This window comes from Saccharopolyspora oryzae (genome assembly GCF_027853915.1).
Lineage (GTDB): Bacteria > Actinomycetota > Actinomycetes > Mycobacteriales > Pseudonocardiaceae > Saccharopolyspora > Saccharopolyspora oryzae.
Map to the genome: position 1 here is coordinate 17,141 of NZ_JAQGLA010000020.1, position 15,413 is coordinate 32,553.

Consider the following 15,413-nt stretch of genomic DNA (forward strand, 5'->3'; position numbering starts at 1 on the left):
GACCGAATCTAGACCGTTCTGAAACCTCCGCCCACCACCCGTGGCCCGAACAGCGCAATGCGGATCACCGACCGGAGTCGCTGGACCGATTCGGGTGGGTTCTAGTCTGTGCTGGCTGCTGCGGCGGGGACAAAGGGGACTACCGCTCAGTAACTATCAGCGTTAGGTTGTGCCCCACGGACTGGCGTGTTTTCGGAGGTTTCGACGTGCGAGAGTTCAGCGCACCAGCCACCACGGCGGTGGCCGATGACGAGAACCTCACCGACATGGTGTGGGCCAACGCGGAGCGCTTCGGGAGCACGGTGAGCTTCCGGCGCCGAGTGGACGGCACCTGGGTCGACGTCACCGCCGCTGACTTCGCCGCGCAGGTCCTGGCCGTGGCGAAGGGCCTGATGGCCAGCGGCTTGCAGCCGGGCGACCGGGTCGGGCTGATGTCCCGGACCCGATACGAGTGGAGCCTCCTGGACTTCGCGATCTGGACCGCGGGCTGCGTCACGGTCCCGATCTACGAGACCTCCTCGGCCGACCAGGCCGAGTGGATCCTCACCGACTCCGGCGCCAAGGCCGTCTTCGTGGAGACCGAAGCGCACCGCACCGAGGTGGACAGCGTCGTGGACCGGCTGCCCGAGGTCTCCCACGTGTGGCAGATCGAGGGGCCGAGCAGCGGCGGCGCGGCGGCCGCGGTGGACGAGCTCACCGCGCTCGGCGCCGAGGTGGAGGACCGCGACGTGCACCTGCGCCGTCGCGCCGTGGCGGCCGACGACCTGGCCACCCTGATCTACACCTCGGGCACCACCGGCCGCCCCAAGGGCTGCGTGCTGACCCACCGCAACGTGCTCGCCGAGGTGCGGGCCGACATCGAGGCGTTCCCGCAGCTGACCAAGCCGGGCAACTCGATGCTGATGTTCCTGCCGATGGCGCACGTGCTCGCCCGCGCGATCACCGTGATGTGCGTCTACGGCCGCGTCACCCTCGGGCACACCGGCGACGTCAAGGACCTGGTCAACGACCTCGGTTCGTTCCGGCCGACGTTCGTGCTCGCGGTGCCGCGGGTGTTCGAGAAGGTCTACAACACCGCCAAGCAGAAGGCGCACGGCAGCGGCAAGGGCAAGATCTTCGACGCCGCCGAGGACACCGCGGTCGCCTACAGCCGCGCCATGGACGCCGGCAACGCCGGGCTGGCGCTGAAGCTCAAGCACCTGGTGTTCGACAAGCTGGTCTACGGCAAGCTGCGGGCCGCGCTCGGCGGCCGGTGCATCGCGGCGGTCTCCGGCGGGGCTCCGCTCGGCGAGCGGCTGGCGCACTTCTTCCGCGGCATCGGCGTACCGGTGCTGGAGGGCTACGGGCTCACCGAGACCACCGCGGCGGCCGCGGTCAACGTGGAGACCGCGTTCAAGGTCGGCACCGTCGGCAAGCCGATCGCCGGGACCACGGTCCGCATCGCCGACGACGGCGAGGTGCTGGTCAAGGGCGACGTGGTGTTCCGCGAGTACTGGAACAACCCGCAGGCCACCAAGGAATCCCTCGAGGACGGCTGGTTCCACACCGGTGACCTGGGCTCGCTCGACGAGGACGGGTTCCTGCGGATCACCGGCCGCAAGAAGGAGATCATCGTCACCGCGGGCGGCAAGAACGTCGCCCCGGCGGTGCTCGAGGACGCGCTGCGGTCGCACCCGCTGATCAGCCAGTGCATGGTGGTCGGCGACAAGAAGCCGTTCATCGGCGCGCTGATCACCCTCGACCAGGAGTTCCTGCCGTCCTGGCTGGCCAACAACTCCCGCCCGGAGAACACCTCCCCGGCCGACCTGGTGGACGACCCGGACGTGCGCGCGGAAGTGCAGAAGGCGGTGGACGAGGCGAACAAGTCGGTGTCCCGGGCCGAGCAGATCAAGCAGTTCCGCATCCTGCCGACCGACTTCACCGAGGCCAGCGGCGAGATGACCCCGAGCCTCAAGCTCAAGCGCAACAAGGTGGCCCAGAACCACGCGGCCACCATCGAGGCCATCTACTCCTGATCCCTGCGCCTGTCTGAAGCACTCATTTTGCTTATCGGTGCGGGTGGCGGAACCTCAGCGCCCGCCCGGACTCCGGGTGCCCGACTTGGCTCCAAGACCCGTGAGCGTTTTGGGTTGCTATGGCGACCCGAAGTGCTCACGGGTCTTTTGCGTCAGCCGAAGGTTCCGGGGAGGGACTCGGCCCAGTCGGCTTGGAGCTGAGCCGTCGTCTGGCCGGTTTCCTCGCGGAGGGCGGCGTCCACTTCGGCCGGTGAGCTGAGGGCCGCTATCCGGTGGTACAGGCGCACCACGTGCTGTTCGCCGAAGCGCTCGACCAGGTGGCGGACGAACGACCAGGACTGCTGGTAGGCCAGGTCCCGGCCGCGGTCGGCGTGGTGGAACTCGTCGTCGTCCGGCAGCTGCTCGGGCAGTCCACCGGCGCGCACCTGGCGGACCAGCTCCGGCGCCACCTCGCGCGGCGGCACCCCGCTGCTCCGGTAGCCGACGTAGTCGGCGAAGCCCTCCCGCATCCACATCGGCGAACCGTCCACTGTGTACGCCCGCGCGGCGATGTGGGTGATCTCGTGGCGCAGCAGCGCCTTCAGCGCGGCGTCGGACAACTCGTCGGCGGCGCGCGGGTCCAGCACCACGCGCGGCCCCTCCACCCGGCGCGCCGCGGTGTCCACCCGATCCGCCACGGCGACCGCCGCGATGCCGTTCAGCGCGAACCCGGGCCCCACCACCGCCCTCAGCTCCTCGCGCGAGTCCGCGATCAGCACCCCCACCCGCTGGGACCAGCCTGTCCCCCACACCTCGGTCACATCGCGGATCACGGCGTCGAGCTGCCGCGCCACCCGCTCGACCGGTTCCCGGCGGTGCCCGATCACCAGCCCGCCAGGGGTCCGCACGGCGTGGCACGGGCCGAAGTCCCAAGGACCGCGCCACCGGTGCGCACCCGCGTCATCGGCCACGTACCAGGAACCGCCCCGGCGCACGAAGGACTGCTCGACCGGCTGCTCGGTCGGCACGCTGTCCACCCCGGCCAGCGCGTAGCGCAGCGAAACGCCCGGCGCCCAGGTCTCGCCGGTTCCGGTGGCCGGCGGCTCGGTCTCCGCCTCCAGCCGGTACGACCACTCGGTGAACGGGATCGCCGCCAGGTTCCGGAACCACTGCAGCTGCCGCTGCCGGAAGTCCGCCGGGGCCTGCGGGTCCACTGTGGCCGCGAACGCCGACTCGTCCCGGGCCCGGATCGCGGCCGCGCGCTGCGCCAGCAGCTGCCGCACCGCGGATTCGTGCGAAGGCACGGGATTCGCCAGCCGGACCTGCCCCAGGACGTGGGTCGTCCCCGGTGTCGCGGGCAGTCCGATCGCCATCACCCCGGCCAGCACCGCACCGGAGGCGGTGGCCGCCAGCCACCCGCGGAAGCTCCCCGAGCCCAGCACGGAGCGCATGTTAGAACCGAGGACATTTCGGACATCGCCCGGGTCCGCGGAAAAGCAGTCGGGGCCGACGCGCAGTGCGCGCCGGCCCCGATCAGGTCAGCGAATCTCAGCCCGCGACACGGCGGATCGAGTTCACCGGACCGATGCTCTGGTAGCTCGACACCTTGACGACGTCGCCCTCGGTCGGGGCGTGCACCGCCTTGCCGTTGCCGATGTAGATCGCCACGTGGCTGACCGGGCTGTAGTAGAAGATCAGGTCGCCCGGCTTCAGGTCGCCGGCGGACACCGCCCGACCCTGGTTCACCTGGGTCTTGGTCGAGCCGCCGAGGCTGACGCCGGCCTGCTTGTACGCCCAGTAGGTCAGCCCGGAGCAGTCGAAGCTCGACGGCCCCTTGGCACCCCACACGTACGGCGAGCCCTGCTTGCCCAGCGCCGCGTTGACGGCCTGGATCGCGGCACCAGCACCCGCGATCGAGCCGACGCCGGTCTCGCCGTCGGACTTCAGCGAGTCCTGCTCCGCGCCGGAGAGCTCCTTGTAGCGCGCCTGGACCTTCTTGATCTGCGCGTCCATCTCCTTGGACTTGTTCTGGAAGTCCTGGAAGATGCGAGCGGAGTCGATCTCGGCCTGCGCAGCCCGGTTGCGGGCGTCCTGCGCGGCGCGCTCAGCGGCCTCGGCCTGGCTGCGGGCCGAGGAGAGGGCCTTGACCGCGTCGTTGTTGTCCTTCGCCAGCGCGTCCAGAGCGGAAGCGCGGTTGAGGAAGTCCTCCGGCGTCTCGCTCACCAGCAGCGCGGACAGCTTGTTCAGCCGGGCGCCCTGGTAGGAGGCGTGGGTCAGCTGGTCGACCTGGCCGCGGAACTTCTCCTCGTCGAGCCGGGCCTGGTTGGCGACCTGCTCGGCCTGCGCCGCCTCGTCGTTGGCGCGCTTGAGCTCGTCTTCCTTGGCCTGGTGGTCGTCCTCGGCCTTCTTCGTGTCCTCGGTGAGCTGCTCCGCTTGGTGCTGCAGCTCGCGGACCTGCTTGGCCGCGTCCGAGGCGTTGTCGGGAAGTGGTGGGTCTGCGAGAGCCGGTCCGGAGGACATACCAACGACGGCGACGACCGCGGTCGCGGTCAGTGCTCCTCGCAGAGATCGCTTAAGTCGGTGCGACGCCACGTCGCGCACTGCTCCTTCTGCTTCTCCACCCGCTTACCTTCCGGATGCCCCCGTATCCGGCTTGGCCGACTCCCCGACAAGTCGTTCAGCGGTGCCCCGCGGGCCGCCCGTTCTGGGCAACTGATCGCCGCGAGGTCCCGAGTAGGTTACGAAAGGTGAGGCCGGAGGTCCAGAAGCGGGGTCCAAATTTTGTGCATGTCGGCACAAGACCTCTAACGGAGGAGAGTCGCTTGCTCACTGTGACGAACATTCCAGTCGCATAAGCTGGAATTGTGAAGATCACCGTCACCCGATCGAGAGATCCACTTCACCGACGTGATCGATTATGAGATCGGCCACTCCCGCCCGATCGCCGAGCGGTCGATCCGGTCGCCGAAGGGTCAAACCCTGTTCAACCGCGCCAACAACATCGCCGAGGGGACCGCGTAGGCACCGCGCCGCTGCACCGAGGTGACCACTGCCCGGTCCGAGGTCGCCACCACCACCTGGCGCCCCTTCGGCTCGGCCGAGACCAGGTCCCGGATCACGTCGTCGGCCTGCACGCCGGGTTCGCTGAACAGCACCCGCACCCCGCGCGGCCCAGCGGTCGGCACGGCCAGCACGTCAGCGCCGTCGAAGACGACCGTGACCTCCGCACCGGTCCGCGCGGACAGCGCCGCGAGCTGGTGCGCCAGCCGGTCGCGCTGATCGGACAGCGGCAGCTCCGGATACCCGGTCTTGGTCACGTTGTAGCCGTCCACGATGAGGTGCACGGCGGGCAACCCCAGCAACCGGTCCAGCGCGGCCACGTCCGGAACATCACCGGTCGCCCCCGAATGCGCCCGCACCCGCTGCACGACGTCCGCGGGCCGCGGCCCGCTCCCGCTCGCGCCGAGCTCCCGCCGCAGGCCGCCCACGGCGCCCTCCAGCGTCTCCAGCAGCAGCGCCAAGCGCACCTCGTCGCCCTGACGGGCTTCTCGGGCGCTCTGCCGCGCCACCTCGACCTCGGCGCTCGCGCGCTCCGCGCGCCGCCGCTCCTCCTGCGCTCGCGCCCGCTCCCGATCGCGCTCCGCGGCGATCTCCGCGATCGCCGCCTCGCGCTCCGCGCGCATCGCGGTCAGCTCGCCGTCCGCCCGCTCCGCGGCGTCCTTGGCCTCCTTGAGCCGCACGCCCTGCTCGCGGAGCCGCTTGCGCAGCCGGTCGGCTTCGGAGCTGGTCTCCTCCCCCACCCGGTCCGCTGCTCGGCGGGCTTCGGCGAGCTCGCCGCGCAGCCGGTCCGCTTCGGCCGTCAGGCGTTCGACCCGCGCCACCGCGGAGTCGCGCTCGCTGCGCAGCTGTCCCTGCTCGGTGCGGAACGAGATCAGCTCCGCGTAGTGCGGCGCGATCGGCGAGCCCTGCAGCGCCGCCGCAGCGGCCACCACGATCGGGTCCGGGTCGTCGAGGGCGAGCGCTCCCGGGCGGTGGTTGTGGCACCAGTCCACCACCGCGGTGCGGAACACCCCGGAGTCCCGCAGTGCGGCGAGCAGGGCTGGTTGCCCGAGCTTGGCGCGCTTGGCCGGGGCGAACTTGACCACCGGGCGCAGCTGCGCGGGGACGTCGGTGTGCCGCATCTCCCCCAGCGCTCCCGCGGCCAGTTCGGCGAGCCGGGCGCGCAGCGGCGCGGCCAGCTCGTCCCACTCCACGGGCGACCCGACACCGGTCTGCTGTGCACTGTCCACAGCAGACTCCTCAGGTTCTGGGGTCTCTCCCGACCCCGGCATCGGTGGCGCCACCCCCACAGGCTAATGGCCGGGTGCCCAGGTGCCCGCATCCACCGCGCTGTCGGTAGCGGGACGTAACGTGACCGCCGATGTCCGCGCACCCGCAGTTGTCCTTCGACGAGATCTTGACCAGCGAGGAAGTCCCGCTGCACGAGGTGACCTTCGTCGTCGTCGACCTGGAGACCACCGGTGGTGATCGCGGGCAGGACGCGGTGACCGAGATCGGTGCGGTCAAGATCCGCGGCGGCGAGGTGCTCGGCGAGTTCGCCACCCTGGTCAACCCGGAGCGCGGCATCCCGCCCGCGGTCGTGACGATCACCGGCATCACCGAGGCGATGGTCGTCGACGCGCCCCGCATGGATTCGGTGCTGCCCGCGTTCCTGGAGTTCAGCCGCGGCTGCGTGCTGGTGGCGCACAACGCGCCGTTCGACGTGGGGTTCCTGCGGGCCAACTGCGAACGGCTCGGCCTGCGCTGGCCGAAACCGCAGGTCGTGGACACCGTCCGGCTGGCCCGCCGGGTGCTGACCAGGGACGAGACGCCCAACTACAAGCTCGGCACGCTCGCCCGCGTCCTCAACGCCCGGACCGAACCGGTGCACCGGGCGCTGGACGACGCCCGCGCCACCGTCGACGTGCTGCACTCCCTGCTTGAACGCGTCGGCGCGCTCGGCCTGCGGACGCTGGACGACCTGCTCAGCCACCTGCCCGACGTCACCCCGCAGCAGCGCGGCAAGCGCGGGCTCGCCGACGGGCTGCCGAACTCGCCCGGGGTGTACCTGTTCCGCGGTCCCAAGGACGAGGTGCTCTACGTGGGCACCGCGACCGATCTGCGGCGCCGGGTCCGCCAGTACTTCACCGCGGGTGAGCGGCGCAGCCGCGTCAAGGAGATGGTGGCGATCGCCGAGCGCGTCGACCACGTCGAATGCGCGCACCCGCTGGAGGCCGAAGTCCGCGAGCTCCGGCTGCTCGCCGCGCACCAACCGCGCTACAACCGCCGTTCGAAGAACCCTCAGCGCGCCTGGTGGGTGGTGCTGACCGACGAGCCGTTCCCGCGCCTGTCGATCGTGCGCACCCCGAAACCGGACGCCCTGGGCCCGTTCAACTCCCGCAACGCCGCCAGCGACGCCGTCGAAGCGCTCCAGGAGGCGACTGCGGTGCGCCGGTGCACGGAACGCATCTCCGCGCGCGACCCGCGAGGACGGCCGTGCGCCTTGTACGAACTGGGACGCTGCGGTGCGCCCTGCGCGGGCCGGCAGAGCGCTGAGGAGTACGAGCCCGAGGTGATCTCCATCCGGGAGGTCATCGGCGGCCGCAGCTCCGTTCTGCTCGAACGCCTGCGGGACGAGCTCGACCGCCTCTCGACCGCCCAGCGCTTCGAGGACGCCGCCGCCCACCGCGACCAGCTAGCCGCACTGGTGCGCTCGCTGGACCGCGGACAGCGGCTGTCCGCGCTGACGGCCGTCGAGGAGCTGATCGCGGCCCGGCCGGACGGTCGCGGCGGCTGGCACCTGTCGGTGATCCGCCACGGCAAGCTGGCGGCAGCGGGCAACGCCCGGCGCGGCGTGCGCCCGATGCCCGTCGTCGACCTGCTGCGGGCATCGGCGGAAACCGTCATCCCGGGTGCAGGACCACTGCGCGGCACCACCGCCGACGAAGCACGGATCGTCTACCGCTGGCTGACCACCGGCGGCACCCGCATGGTCCGATGCTCCACCCCGTGGCACGAACCCGCGGGTGCGGCAGGCTCCTGGCAGACCTGGCTGGACAAGGCCATCAACGGCCGAACCGCCTACGCCGCCATCGACTGATCCGCCGACCGGCACGACGCAATTTCAATGGAAATCAGACGTCCGATTTCCATTGAAATTGCGGAAGAACTCCACAGACCGGGCGAGTTGTCCACATCCATCGGCGTGTCCGGCGCCCGACACGCCGTGGGAGCACAGTTTCAATTGAAACTGCGGAACTCCGGGACGGGTCAGGCGGTCATGTCGAGGCTGGCGATGACCTTGGTCGGGCGGATGCGGACCACCAGCTCGCCCGGCACGCCGTTGCGGCGGCCGAACTCCTCGGCCCGGTCCTCACCCATGTAGCGGCCGCCGAGGCGGGTCGCGGTCCGCAGCAGCTCCGCCGGGTCCTCGGAGGTCTCCGCGATGCCCTGGACCTGGACGAAGCCGAACGGCGGCTCGGGCAGGTCCGCGCACAGCACCACCCGCGGATCCCGGGCGATCGCCCGCCCCTTTGCGGTGTCCTTGCCGGTGTTGAAGACGATCTCGTCGCCCTCCAGGAAGAACCACACCGGCGCCACCAGCGGACGTCCGTCGCTCGCGGTGAAACCGAGCATGCCGGTGCGGGTGCCTGCCTCGAGGAAGGCGCGGATCTCGGGATCGCTGATCGAAGTCACCCGGCCAAGGTAAGCGCCCGCTCCGACATCCGCGCAACGAAGAGACCCGGCACCCCATCGGGGCACCGGGTCTCGTTCGGTGACTCAGCAGCTACCGGCTCACTCGGTGGGCTGCTGCGGCTTGCCCGCCGTGAGCTCGCGCTCCTCGGCAGCCTCGGCCTCGGCCGCGGCCTGGCTCTCGACGGCTTCGTGCCGCGCGCGCTCCAGGGCCGTGGTCTCGTCGACCGGGTCCGGGCGGAGCAGGCTGCCCTCGACCGGGCTGCCGGCCGCGCCGAGCTTGTTCATCTTCTTCGGCACCGGAGCACCCTGGTAGGGCAGCGCCTCCGGGTGGCCGTGGTCGTCCACCGGGCCGAGCGGCTGGTGGACCTCGATGAACTCACCGTGCGGCAGACGCTTGATGATGCCGGTCTCGACGCCGTGGTCCAGCACCTCGCGGTCGCTGTGCTGCAAGCCCAGGCAGACCCGGTAGGTGATGTAGTAGGCGATCGGCGGCAGCACCAGCAGACCGATGCGGCCGGCCCAGGTCATCAGGTTCAGCGAGATGTTGAACTGGAACGCCACGATGTCGTTGGCACCCGAGATGAACAGCACGCCGAAGAAGGTCAGCGCCATCACGCCCAGGCTGGTGCGGACCGGCACGTCGCGCGGCCGCTGCAGCAGGTTGTGGTGCGCGTCGTCCTTGGTCAGCTTGCGCTCGATCGCCGGGTAGGCGAACAGCGTGGTGAACATGACGCCCATGCCGATGACACCGGCGAAGAACACCGGCGGCACGGTGTACGGACCCAGGTACAGCTCCCAGGCCGGCCAGACGCGCAGGATGCCGTCCGCCCACATCAGGTACCAGTCGGGCTGCGAAGCCGCCGAGACCTGCGAGGCGTTGTACGGCCCGATGTGCCAGATCGCGTTGATCTGGAAGACACCCGCCATGATCGCGCAGACGCCGGTGACCAGCGCGAAGAACGCGCCGCCCTTGAGGGCGAAGGTCGGCATGATGCGGACGCCGACGACGTTGCTCTCAGTGCGCCGCACGCCCGGGAACTGGGTGTGCTTCTGGTACCAGACCAGCGCCAGGTGCGCCGCGACCAGGCCGAGCATGACGCCCGGGATGATCAGCACGTGCAGCACGTACAGGCGCGGGATGATCTCGGTGCCGGGGAACTCCCCGCCGAACAGCGCCCAGTGCAGCCAGGTGCCGAGCACCGGGATCGACAGCACGATGCCCGACATGGTGGCGCGGATACCGGTACCGGACAGCACGTCGTCCGGCAGCGAGTAGCCGAAGAAGCCCTCGAACATGCCCAGCATCAGCAGCAGCGCGCCGATGGTCCAGTTGGCCTCACGCGGGCGCCGGAACGCACCGGTGAAGAACACCCGGAACATGTGCAGCATCATCGCGGCGACGAAGATCAGCGCCGCCCAGTGGTGCAGCTGCCGGACGAACAGACCGCCGCGCACCTCGAACGAGATGTCCAGGGTGCTCTCGAACGCGCGGGACATCGGGATGCCCTGCATGTTCTGGTACACGCCGTTGTAGACGACCTCCTCCATGGAGGGGTCGAAGAACAAGGTCAGGTAGACGCCCGTGACGATCAGGAGGATGAACGTGTAGAGGCAGATCTCCCCGAGCAGGAACGACCAGTGCGTGGGGAAGACCTTGTTCAGCTGCCGCCGCATGCCCTTGGCCATCCGGTAGCGCGAGTCGAGCTCGTCAGCCGCCGTGGCGATCTTGCGGTACGCGGCGCTCTCCGATTTCGTCGGTTGGGTGATCGAGCTCATGCGTTACGCTCCCAGTAAGCCGGACCCACCGGTTCGATGAAGTCGCCCTTGGCCACGAAGTAGCCGTTCTCGTCCACCGTGATCGGCAGCTGCGGCAGCGCCCGCGTCGCCGGACCGAAGACCGGCTTGGCGTAGGTGTTGACCACGTCGAACTGCGACTGGTGGCACGGGCAGAGCAGGCGCCCGGTCTGCTGCTCGAACAGCGAGGTCGGGCAACCGACGTGGGTGCAGATCTTCGAGTAGGCGTAGTAGTCGCCGTAGTTGAAGTCCTCTTGCCCCTTGCGCTTGATCGGCTTGCTGCCCGGGCGGAGCCGGATCAGCATGACCGGCGCGTCGCCCTTGCGCAGCGAGGTCTCCAGCTCCTCGGTGTCCCGCATGGACTCCCGGAACGGGTAGACCGTCTCGAAACCGCCCGCGTCGATGTCCTCGGGGCGCAGCAGCGAGACCTCGTGCTTGTTGCCGGTGTCGCGGCGCAGGTAGGTCTTCTCGCCGGTCTCCGACAGCCAGCCGGTGTGCTGCAGCGACTCCGGACCGGTGGTCGCCCACGGGTTGCGGACCAGGCCGCCGACCGCGAACACACCGGCGCCGAGGCCGAACGCGCCGACGCCGAAACCGGCGGTGCGCTTGATCATCGACCGGCGGGCGATGCCGCTCTTGTCGCCGGCGTCGGCCAGCAGGGCGGCGGTCGTCTGGCGGTCGACCTCGTCCGAGCCGTGCCCGTCGTGGCGCTGCTGGACGGCGACCTCGTGCGGGATGAACTTCTTCTGGTACTGCACGACGCCGATGCCGACGGCCAGGATCGCCAGGCCGAAGAAGAAACCGATCAGCGGGTTGTACAGCGAGTAGATGAAGTACCCGCGCTCGTCCGACGGAGCCACGTAGCTCCACGGCCAGAAGACGAAGACCGCGATGAACGCGAGCGCCGACAGGCCGGACAGGACGAACCAGCCCGCCACGTTGCGCTCCGCGCGGCGCTCCGCGCGGGTCCCCTTGACGGGGAACTGCTCCGTGTACTCGACGAGCTCGACGTCATCGAGCTTCAGGCCGAGCCGCATCTTCTCGTCGCGGCTCATCTCGGCCAGTTCGGCCTCTGTGTATTCGTTGTTCTGCTCACTCATGCCCTGGCTCCGATCCACAGGGTGAGGCCGATCAGCGCGCCGATGCCCACCACCCAGGCGATGACGCCTTCTGGTCCCGGACCATAACCACCCAGGTCGTTGCCGCCGGGATTGTTGTTCCCGTTGGTCACGGACTTGACGTAGGCGATGATGTCCTTCTTCTCCTCCGGGGTGAGCTGCCGGTCCGAGAACTTCGGCATGTTCTGCGGCCCGGTGAGCATCGCCTCGTAGATGTCCTGCTCGGTCGAGTCGTGCAGGTTCGGCGCGAACTTGCCGGACGACATCGCGATTCCGCGTCCGGTGAAGTTGTGGCACGAGGCGCAGTTGAGGCGGAACAGCTCCGCACCGCGGGCGGGGTTCTGGCCCCGCAGCGCCTCACCGGCCTGCTTCGGCGACTCGGGTCCGCCGCCGTAGGTCTGCACGAACGCGCCCAGCGCGTCGATCTCCTCCGGGCTGAACTTCGGCGGCTTGCGCATCGCCTGCGCTTCCTGGCGCACCATCGGCATCCGGCCGGTGGAGACCTGGAAGTGCACGGCGGCTTCGCCGACGCCGACCAGGCTCGGCCCGCGGTCCTTGACGCCCTGCAGGTTCGCGCCGTGGCAGGTGATGCAGGCGTTGTTGTAGAGCTGCTCGCCCTGCCTCACCAGAGCCGGCTCCGCAGCGGCGTGCGCGGTCTGCGGCTCGGGAGTCACGACGGTGTACAGCCCACCGGCACCCACCAGCGCGATGCCCAGCGCCAGCACACCGGAGATCCGCCGCTTGAGCTTCGAGCCCGCGCGGTTCCGTTTCTTGTTGGTGGTCATGAGAGCGGCAACCCTTGCTGTCCGGTTCGGGGTGTTCGGTTTCGTCCTCGTTCGGAGAAGCCGATCGTGGAGACTCGGCCCCTGGTCATCATGGGACGAGGTAGATCACGGCGAACAGGCCGATCCACACGATGTCCACGAAGTGCCAGTAGTACGACACGACGATGGCTGCGATGGCCTGCGCGGGCGTGAACTTGCTCAGCTTCGTCCGGATGATCAGGAAGACGAAGGCGATCAGCCCGCCGATGACGTGCAGGCCGTGGAAGCCGGTCGTCATGAAGAAGACCGTGCCGTAGGCCGACGACGCGATCGTGGTCGCGTGTTCGGTGACGAGCGTGTAGTACTCACCGGCCTGACCGAGCACGAAGATCGCACCCATGATCAGAGTGAGGACGTACCACCGTCGGAGACCGAACACGTCGCCCCGCTCTGCCGCGAACACGCCCCACTGGCAGGTGAACGAGGACAAGACCAGGATGACCGTGAACGGAAGGGCGTAAGCGAGGTTCAGCTCGGTGGGCGGTGGTGGCCACGGGCCCTCGTGCTGCGCCTTCACCGTGAAGAACATGGCGAAGAGCCCAGCGAAGAACATCAGCTCGCTGGCCAACCAAACGATGGTGCCTACGCTGACCATGTTCGGTCGGTTCAGCGAGTGCACGCGTTGACTGATTGAGGGCGCTGCCGTTGTCACGCGACGCATTATGTCTTGCAGCTTTTCCGCTCGCGCCTTCGGGTCCACCAGGTCTGCCGAGGGGTGATCGGATCGCAATCCGGAGGTGACGCACCGTGAAAGGCATCGGCGCCCGGCTGTCGGCTTTCCTGACCGCCCGACGCGACCGCCACAAGCCCGTGATCAGCGCCGATGACCCCGCCCTCCGGGTCGTGGTGGTCGCCTACGACGAGGCCGAGGCGGCCTCGGCGGCACTAGCCCGAGCGGATGAATGGCAACCCGGACTACCTGCGGTGCTGCGTCACCACCTGACCCTCCCCGATCGCACGATCGAGGAAGCCCGGGCGCTGCTGGCGGCTGACGGCTGGGAACTGCGCCCCGGCGGGCGCGGCGCCGAGGACGGCGGCACCGAGCTGACCGCGGTGGTCGCGCTGCGTGTTCAAGAACTCGACGCGTTGCATTGCTCACAGGAGAGCTCGCGGATGGCCGGGCTGGCCCAGCGGCACGGCGGGCAGGTCCACGGCTGGGACGCGCTGCAGCCCGGGCCGGGCGCGGCGAGCTGATCGATTTCGCCGGGCGACTACTGCTCGTCCCGGTCCGGCCGATAGCATCCGGGGAAGTTCGCGACCTCGCCAGGCCCACCGCCCGGGCGTCCCGCAGACACCGAGGAGTCGTCGATGAGCGCACCGACCACCAACGTTCTCGTGTTCAGCCACCGCCCCGAGGTCCGGGAGGCGATCATCACAGCGATCGGTCGGCGCCCGGCACCGGACCTGGGCCGGCTGAACTACGTGGAGGCGGGCACCGTCGCCGACGTGCTCAGCGAGGTCGACGCAGGCAACGCGGACCTGGTGATCCTGGACGGCGAAGCGCAGCCGACCGGCGGGATGGGCGTGTCCCGGCAGCTGAAGAACGAGATCGACAACTGCCCGCCGGTGGTCGTCGCGGTGCGCCGCAAGGACGACCGATGGCTCGCCACCTGGTCGCAGGCGGACGCGGTGCTGGTGCACCCCCTCGACCCGCTGGCCGCGGCCGAGACCGTCGCCGAGGTGCTGCGCACCCGCGGCAAGCCGGTCCCGGCCTGACCTCCCTCCCCCCGCGCGGCCGAGGCCCCGGAGGAGGACCGGACCGCTGGAAGCGCCGCCCGGATTACCGGCGGCCAGGTCCGGGTATCGAAACTCCAGACGACGACGTACCGGCGAGCCCCGGGCCCCGGCGCCGTTGGCGGTCGTCGCTGATCTAGCACGGAGAAGAAGCGTGGGAACCATGGCGGGAAACTGGGCGGGACTGCTGGGCCACCTGGTCGCGGGTGAGGACCTCTCCGCGGAGGACACCGCCTGGGCGATGGACCTGATCATGGCCGGGGAGGCGACCCCGGCCCGGGTCGCGGCGTTCGTCGTCGCGCTGCGCGCCAAGGGCGAGACGCCGACCGAGGTCCGCGGCATGGCCGACGCCATGCTCGCGCACGCCCGCCGGCTCGACATCGCCCAGCGGGCGGTGGACATCGTCGGCACCGGTGGCGACCGCTCCGGCAGCGTGAACATCTCCACCATGGCGTCGATCGTGCTCGCCGCCTCCGGCATCACCGTCGTCAAGCACGGCAACCGGGCGGCGTCCTCGAAGTGCGGCACGGCCGACGTGCTGGAGGAGCTGGGCGTGGCGATCGACCTGCCGCCGGAGGGCGTGCGGCGCTGCGTCGACGAGGTCGGCATCGGGTTCTGCTTCGCGCCGGTGTTCCACCCCGGCTTCAAGCACGCGGGCAGCGCGCGGCGCGAGATCGGCATCCCGACGGCGTTCAACCTGCTGGGTCCGCTGACCAACCCGGCCCGCCCGGTCGCCGGCCTGATCGGCTGCGCCGATCGGCGGATGGCCCCGGTGGTGGCCGAGGTGTTCGCCGCCCGCGGCAAGTCCGCCCTGGTGGTCCGCGGCGACGACGGCATGGACGAGATCACCACCACGGCGCCCAGCACGGTCTGGGTGGTCCACGACGGCACGGTCCGCGAGGAGCGGATCGATCCGCAGACCTTCGGCATCCCCTACGCCCGCCCGGAAGACCTCCAGGGCGGCGATGCGGCGGTGAACGCCAAGGCGGTCCACGACCTCCTGGCGGGCACCAAGGGCCCTGTGCGCGACGCTGTGCTGCTCAACGCCGCCGGGGCCATGGTTGCCTACGAAGGCCCCGGAGAGCGCCTGGACGAGCAGCTCAGCGCCGCGTTGAAGCGCGTCGGGGAATCGATCGACTCGGGCGCCGCAGCGGACCTCCTGGTCCGCTGGGCCGCCAGTTCGACGGCGCTGCGCGCCGAGCTCCGCTGACCGG

General features: G+C 70.0%; 13 protein-coding genes. 5 read left to right on the forward strand and 8 right to left on the reverse strand.

Going from position 1 to position 15,413, the window contains the following annotated elements:
• The first annotated feature begins 206 nt into the window (after positions 1–206).
• Entirely contained in the window at positions 207–2,015 is a 1,809-nt protein-coding gene (locus OU415_RS15345) for an AMP-dependent synthetase/ligase (RefSeq protein WP_270949437.1), read from the forward strand.
• Between the two features lie 152 nt (positions 2,016–2,167).
• Here OU415_RS15345 and OU415_RS15350 read toward each other — a convergent pair whose 3' ends face one another.
• From OU415_RS15350 to OU415_RS15360, 3 genes are all read right to left on the reverse strand, one after another.
• Positions 2,168–3,445, reverse strand: a complete 1,278-nt coding sequence (locus OU415_RS15350; protein ID WP_270949438.1) for a hypothetical protein — start codon at positions 3,443–3,445, stop codon at positions 2,168–2,170.
• Between the two features lie 97 nt (positions 3,446–3,542).
• Positions 3,543–4,514 carry a C40 family peptidase gene (locus OU415_RS15355; RefSeq protein ID WP_270949439.1) on the reverse strand — a complete coding sequence of 324 codons (972 nt, stop codon included), beginning with the start codon at positions 4,512–4,514 and terminating at the stop codon, positions 3,543–3,545.
• 452 nt (positions 4,515–4,966) lie between these two features.
• Complete coding sequence (locus OU415_RS15360; protein WP_408641851.1) at positions 4,967–6,325, reverse strand: NYN domain-containing protein; 1,359 nt, start codon at positions 6,323–6,325, stop codon at positions 4,967–4,969.
• Between the two features lie 89 nt (positions 6,326–6,414).
• On the opposite strand from OU415_RS15360, the gene OU415_RS15365 reads away from it, so the two are divergent.
• Positions 6,415–8,133, forward strand: a complete 1,719-nt coding sequence (locus tag OU415_RS15365; RefSeq protein ID WP_270949441.1) for a DEDD exonuclease domain-containing protein — start codon at positions 6,415–6,417, stop codon at positions 8,131–8,133.
• Positions 8,134–8,303: 170 nt separating this feature from the next.
• On the opposite strand, the gene OU415_RS15370 is transcribed toward OU415_RS15365, so the two are convergent.
• The 5 genes from OU415_RS15370 to ctaE form a co-directional block, all read right to left on the reverse strand.
• On the reverse strand, positions 8,304–8,729 hold the full coding sequence (locus OU415_RS15370) for a PPOX class F420-dependent oxidoreductase (RefSeq protein WP_270949442.1): 426 nt from the start codon (positions 8,727–8,729) through the stop codon (positions 8,304–8,306).
• A gap of 99 nt (positions 8,730–8,828) precedes the next feature.
• On the reverse strand, positions 8,829–10,505 hold the full coding sequence (gene qcrB, locus OU415_RS15375) for a cytochrome bc1 complex cytochrome b subunit (protein WP_270949443.1): 1,677 nt from the start codon (positions 10,503–10,505) through the stop codon (positions 8,829–8,831).
• On the reverse strand, positions 10,502–11,623 hold the full coding sequence (qcrA, locus tag OU415_RS15380; RefSeq protein WP_270949444.1) for a cytochrome bc1 complex Rieske iron-sulfur subunit: 1,122 nt from the start codon (positions 11,621–11,623) through the stop codon (positions 10,502–10,504). The genes qcrB and qcrA overlap by 4 nt, the downstream gene beginning before the upstream one ends.
• Positions 11,620–12,426 carry a cytochrome bc1 complex diheme cytochrome c subunit gene (gene qcrC / locus OU415_RS15385; protein WP_270949445.1) on the reverse strand — a complete coding sequence of 269 codons (807 nt, stop codon included), beginning with the start codon at positions 12,424–12,426 and terminating at the stop codon, positions 11,620–11,622. Before qcrC ends, qcrA begins: the two co-directional genes overlap by 4 nt.
• 88 nt (positions 12,427–12,514) lie before the next feature.
• A complete protein-coding gene (ctaE, locus tag OU415_RS15390; RefSeq protein ID WP_270949502.1) occupies positions 12,515–13,126 on the reverse strand; it encodes an aa3-type cytochrome oxidase subunit III in 612 nt (203 codons plus the stop codon).
• 95 nt (positions 13,127–13,221) lie between these two features.
• Here ctaE and OU415_RS15395 point away from each other — a divergent pair, with 95 nt between their 5' ends.
• The 3 genes from OU415_RS15395 (at position 13,222) to trpD (ending at position 15,409) form a co-directional block, all read left to right on the forward strand.
• Positions 13,222–13,659, forward strand: coding sequence for a hypothetical protein (locus OU415_RS15395; protein ID WP_408641853.1), 438 nt, complete (start codon positions 13,222–13,224; stop codon positions 13,657–13,659).
• A 114-nt stretch (positions 13,660–13,773) separates the two neighbouring features.
• Positions 13,774–14,181 carry a response regulator gene (locus OU415_RS15400; RefSeq protein WP_270949446.1) on the forward strand — a complete coding sequence of 136 codons (408 nt, stop codon included), beginning with the start codon at positions 13,774–13,776 and terminating at the stop codon, positions 14,179–14,181.
• 181 nt (positions 14,182–14,362) lie between these two features.
• Positions 14,363–15,409, forward strand: a complete 1,047-nt coding sequence (gene trpD, locus OU415_RS15405) for an anthranilate phosphoribosyltransferase (RefSeq protein WP_270949447.1) — start codon at positions 14,363–14,365, stop codon at positions 15,407–15,409.
• Positions 15,410–15,413: the final 4 nt, after the last annotated feature.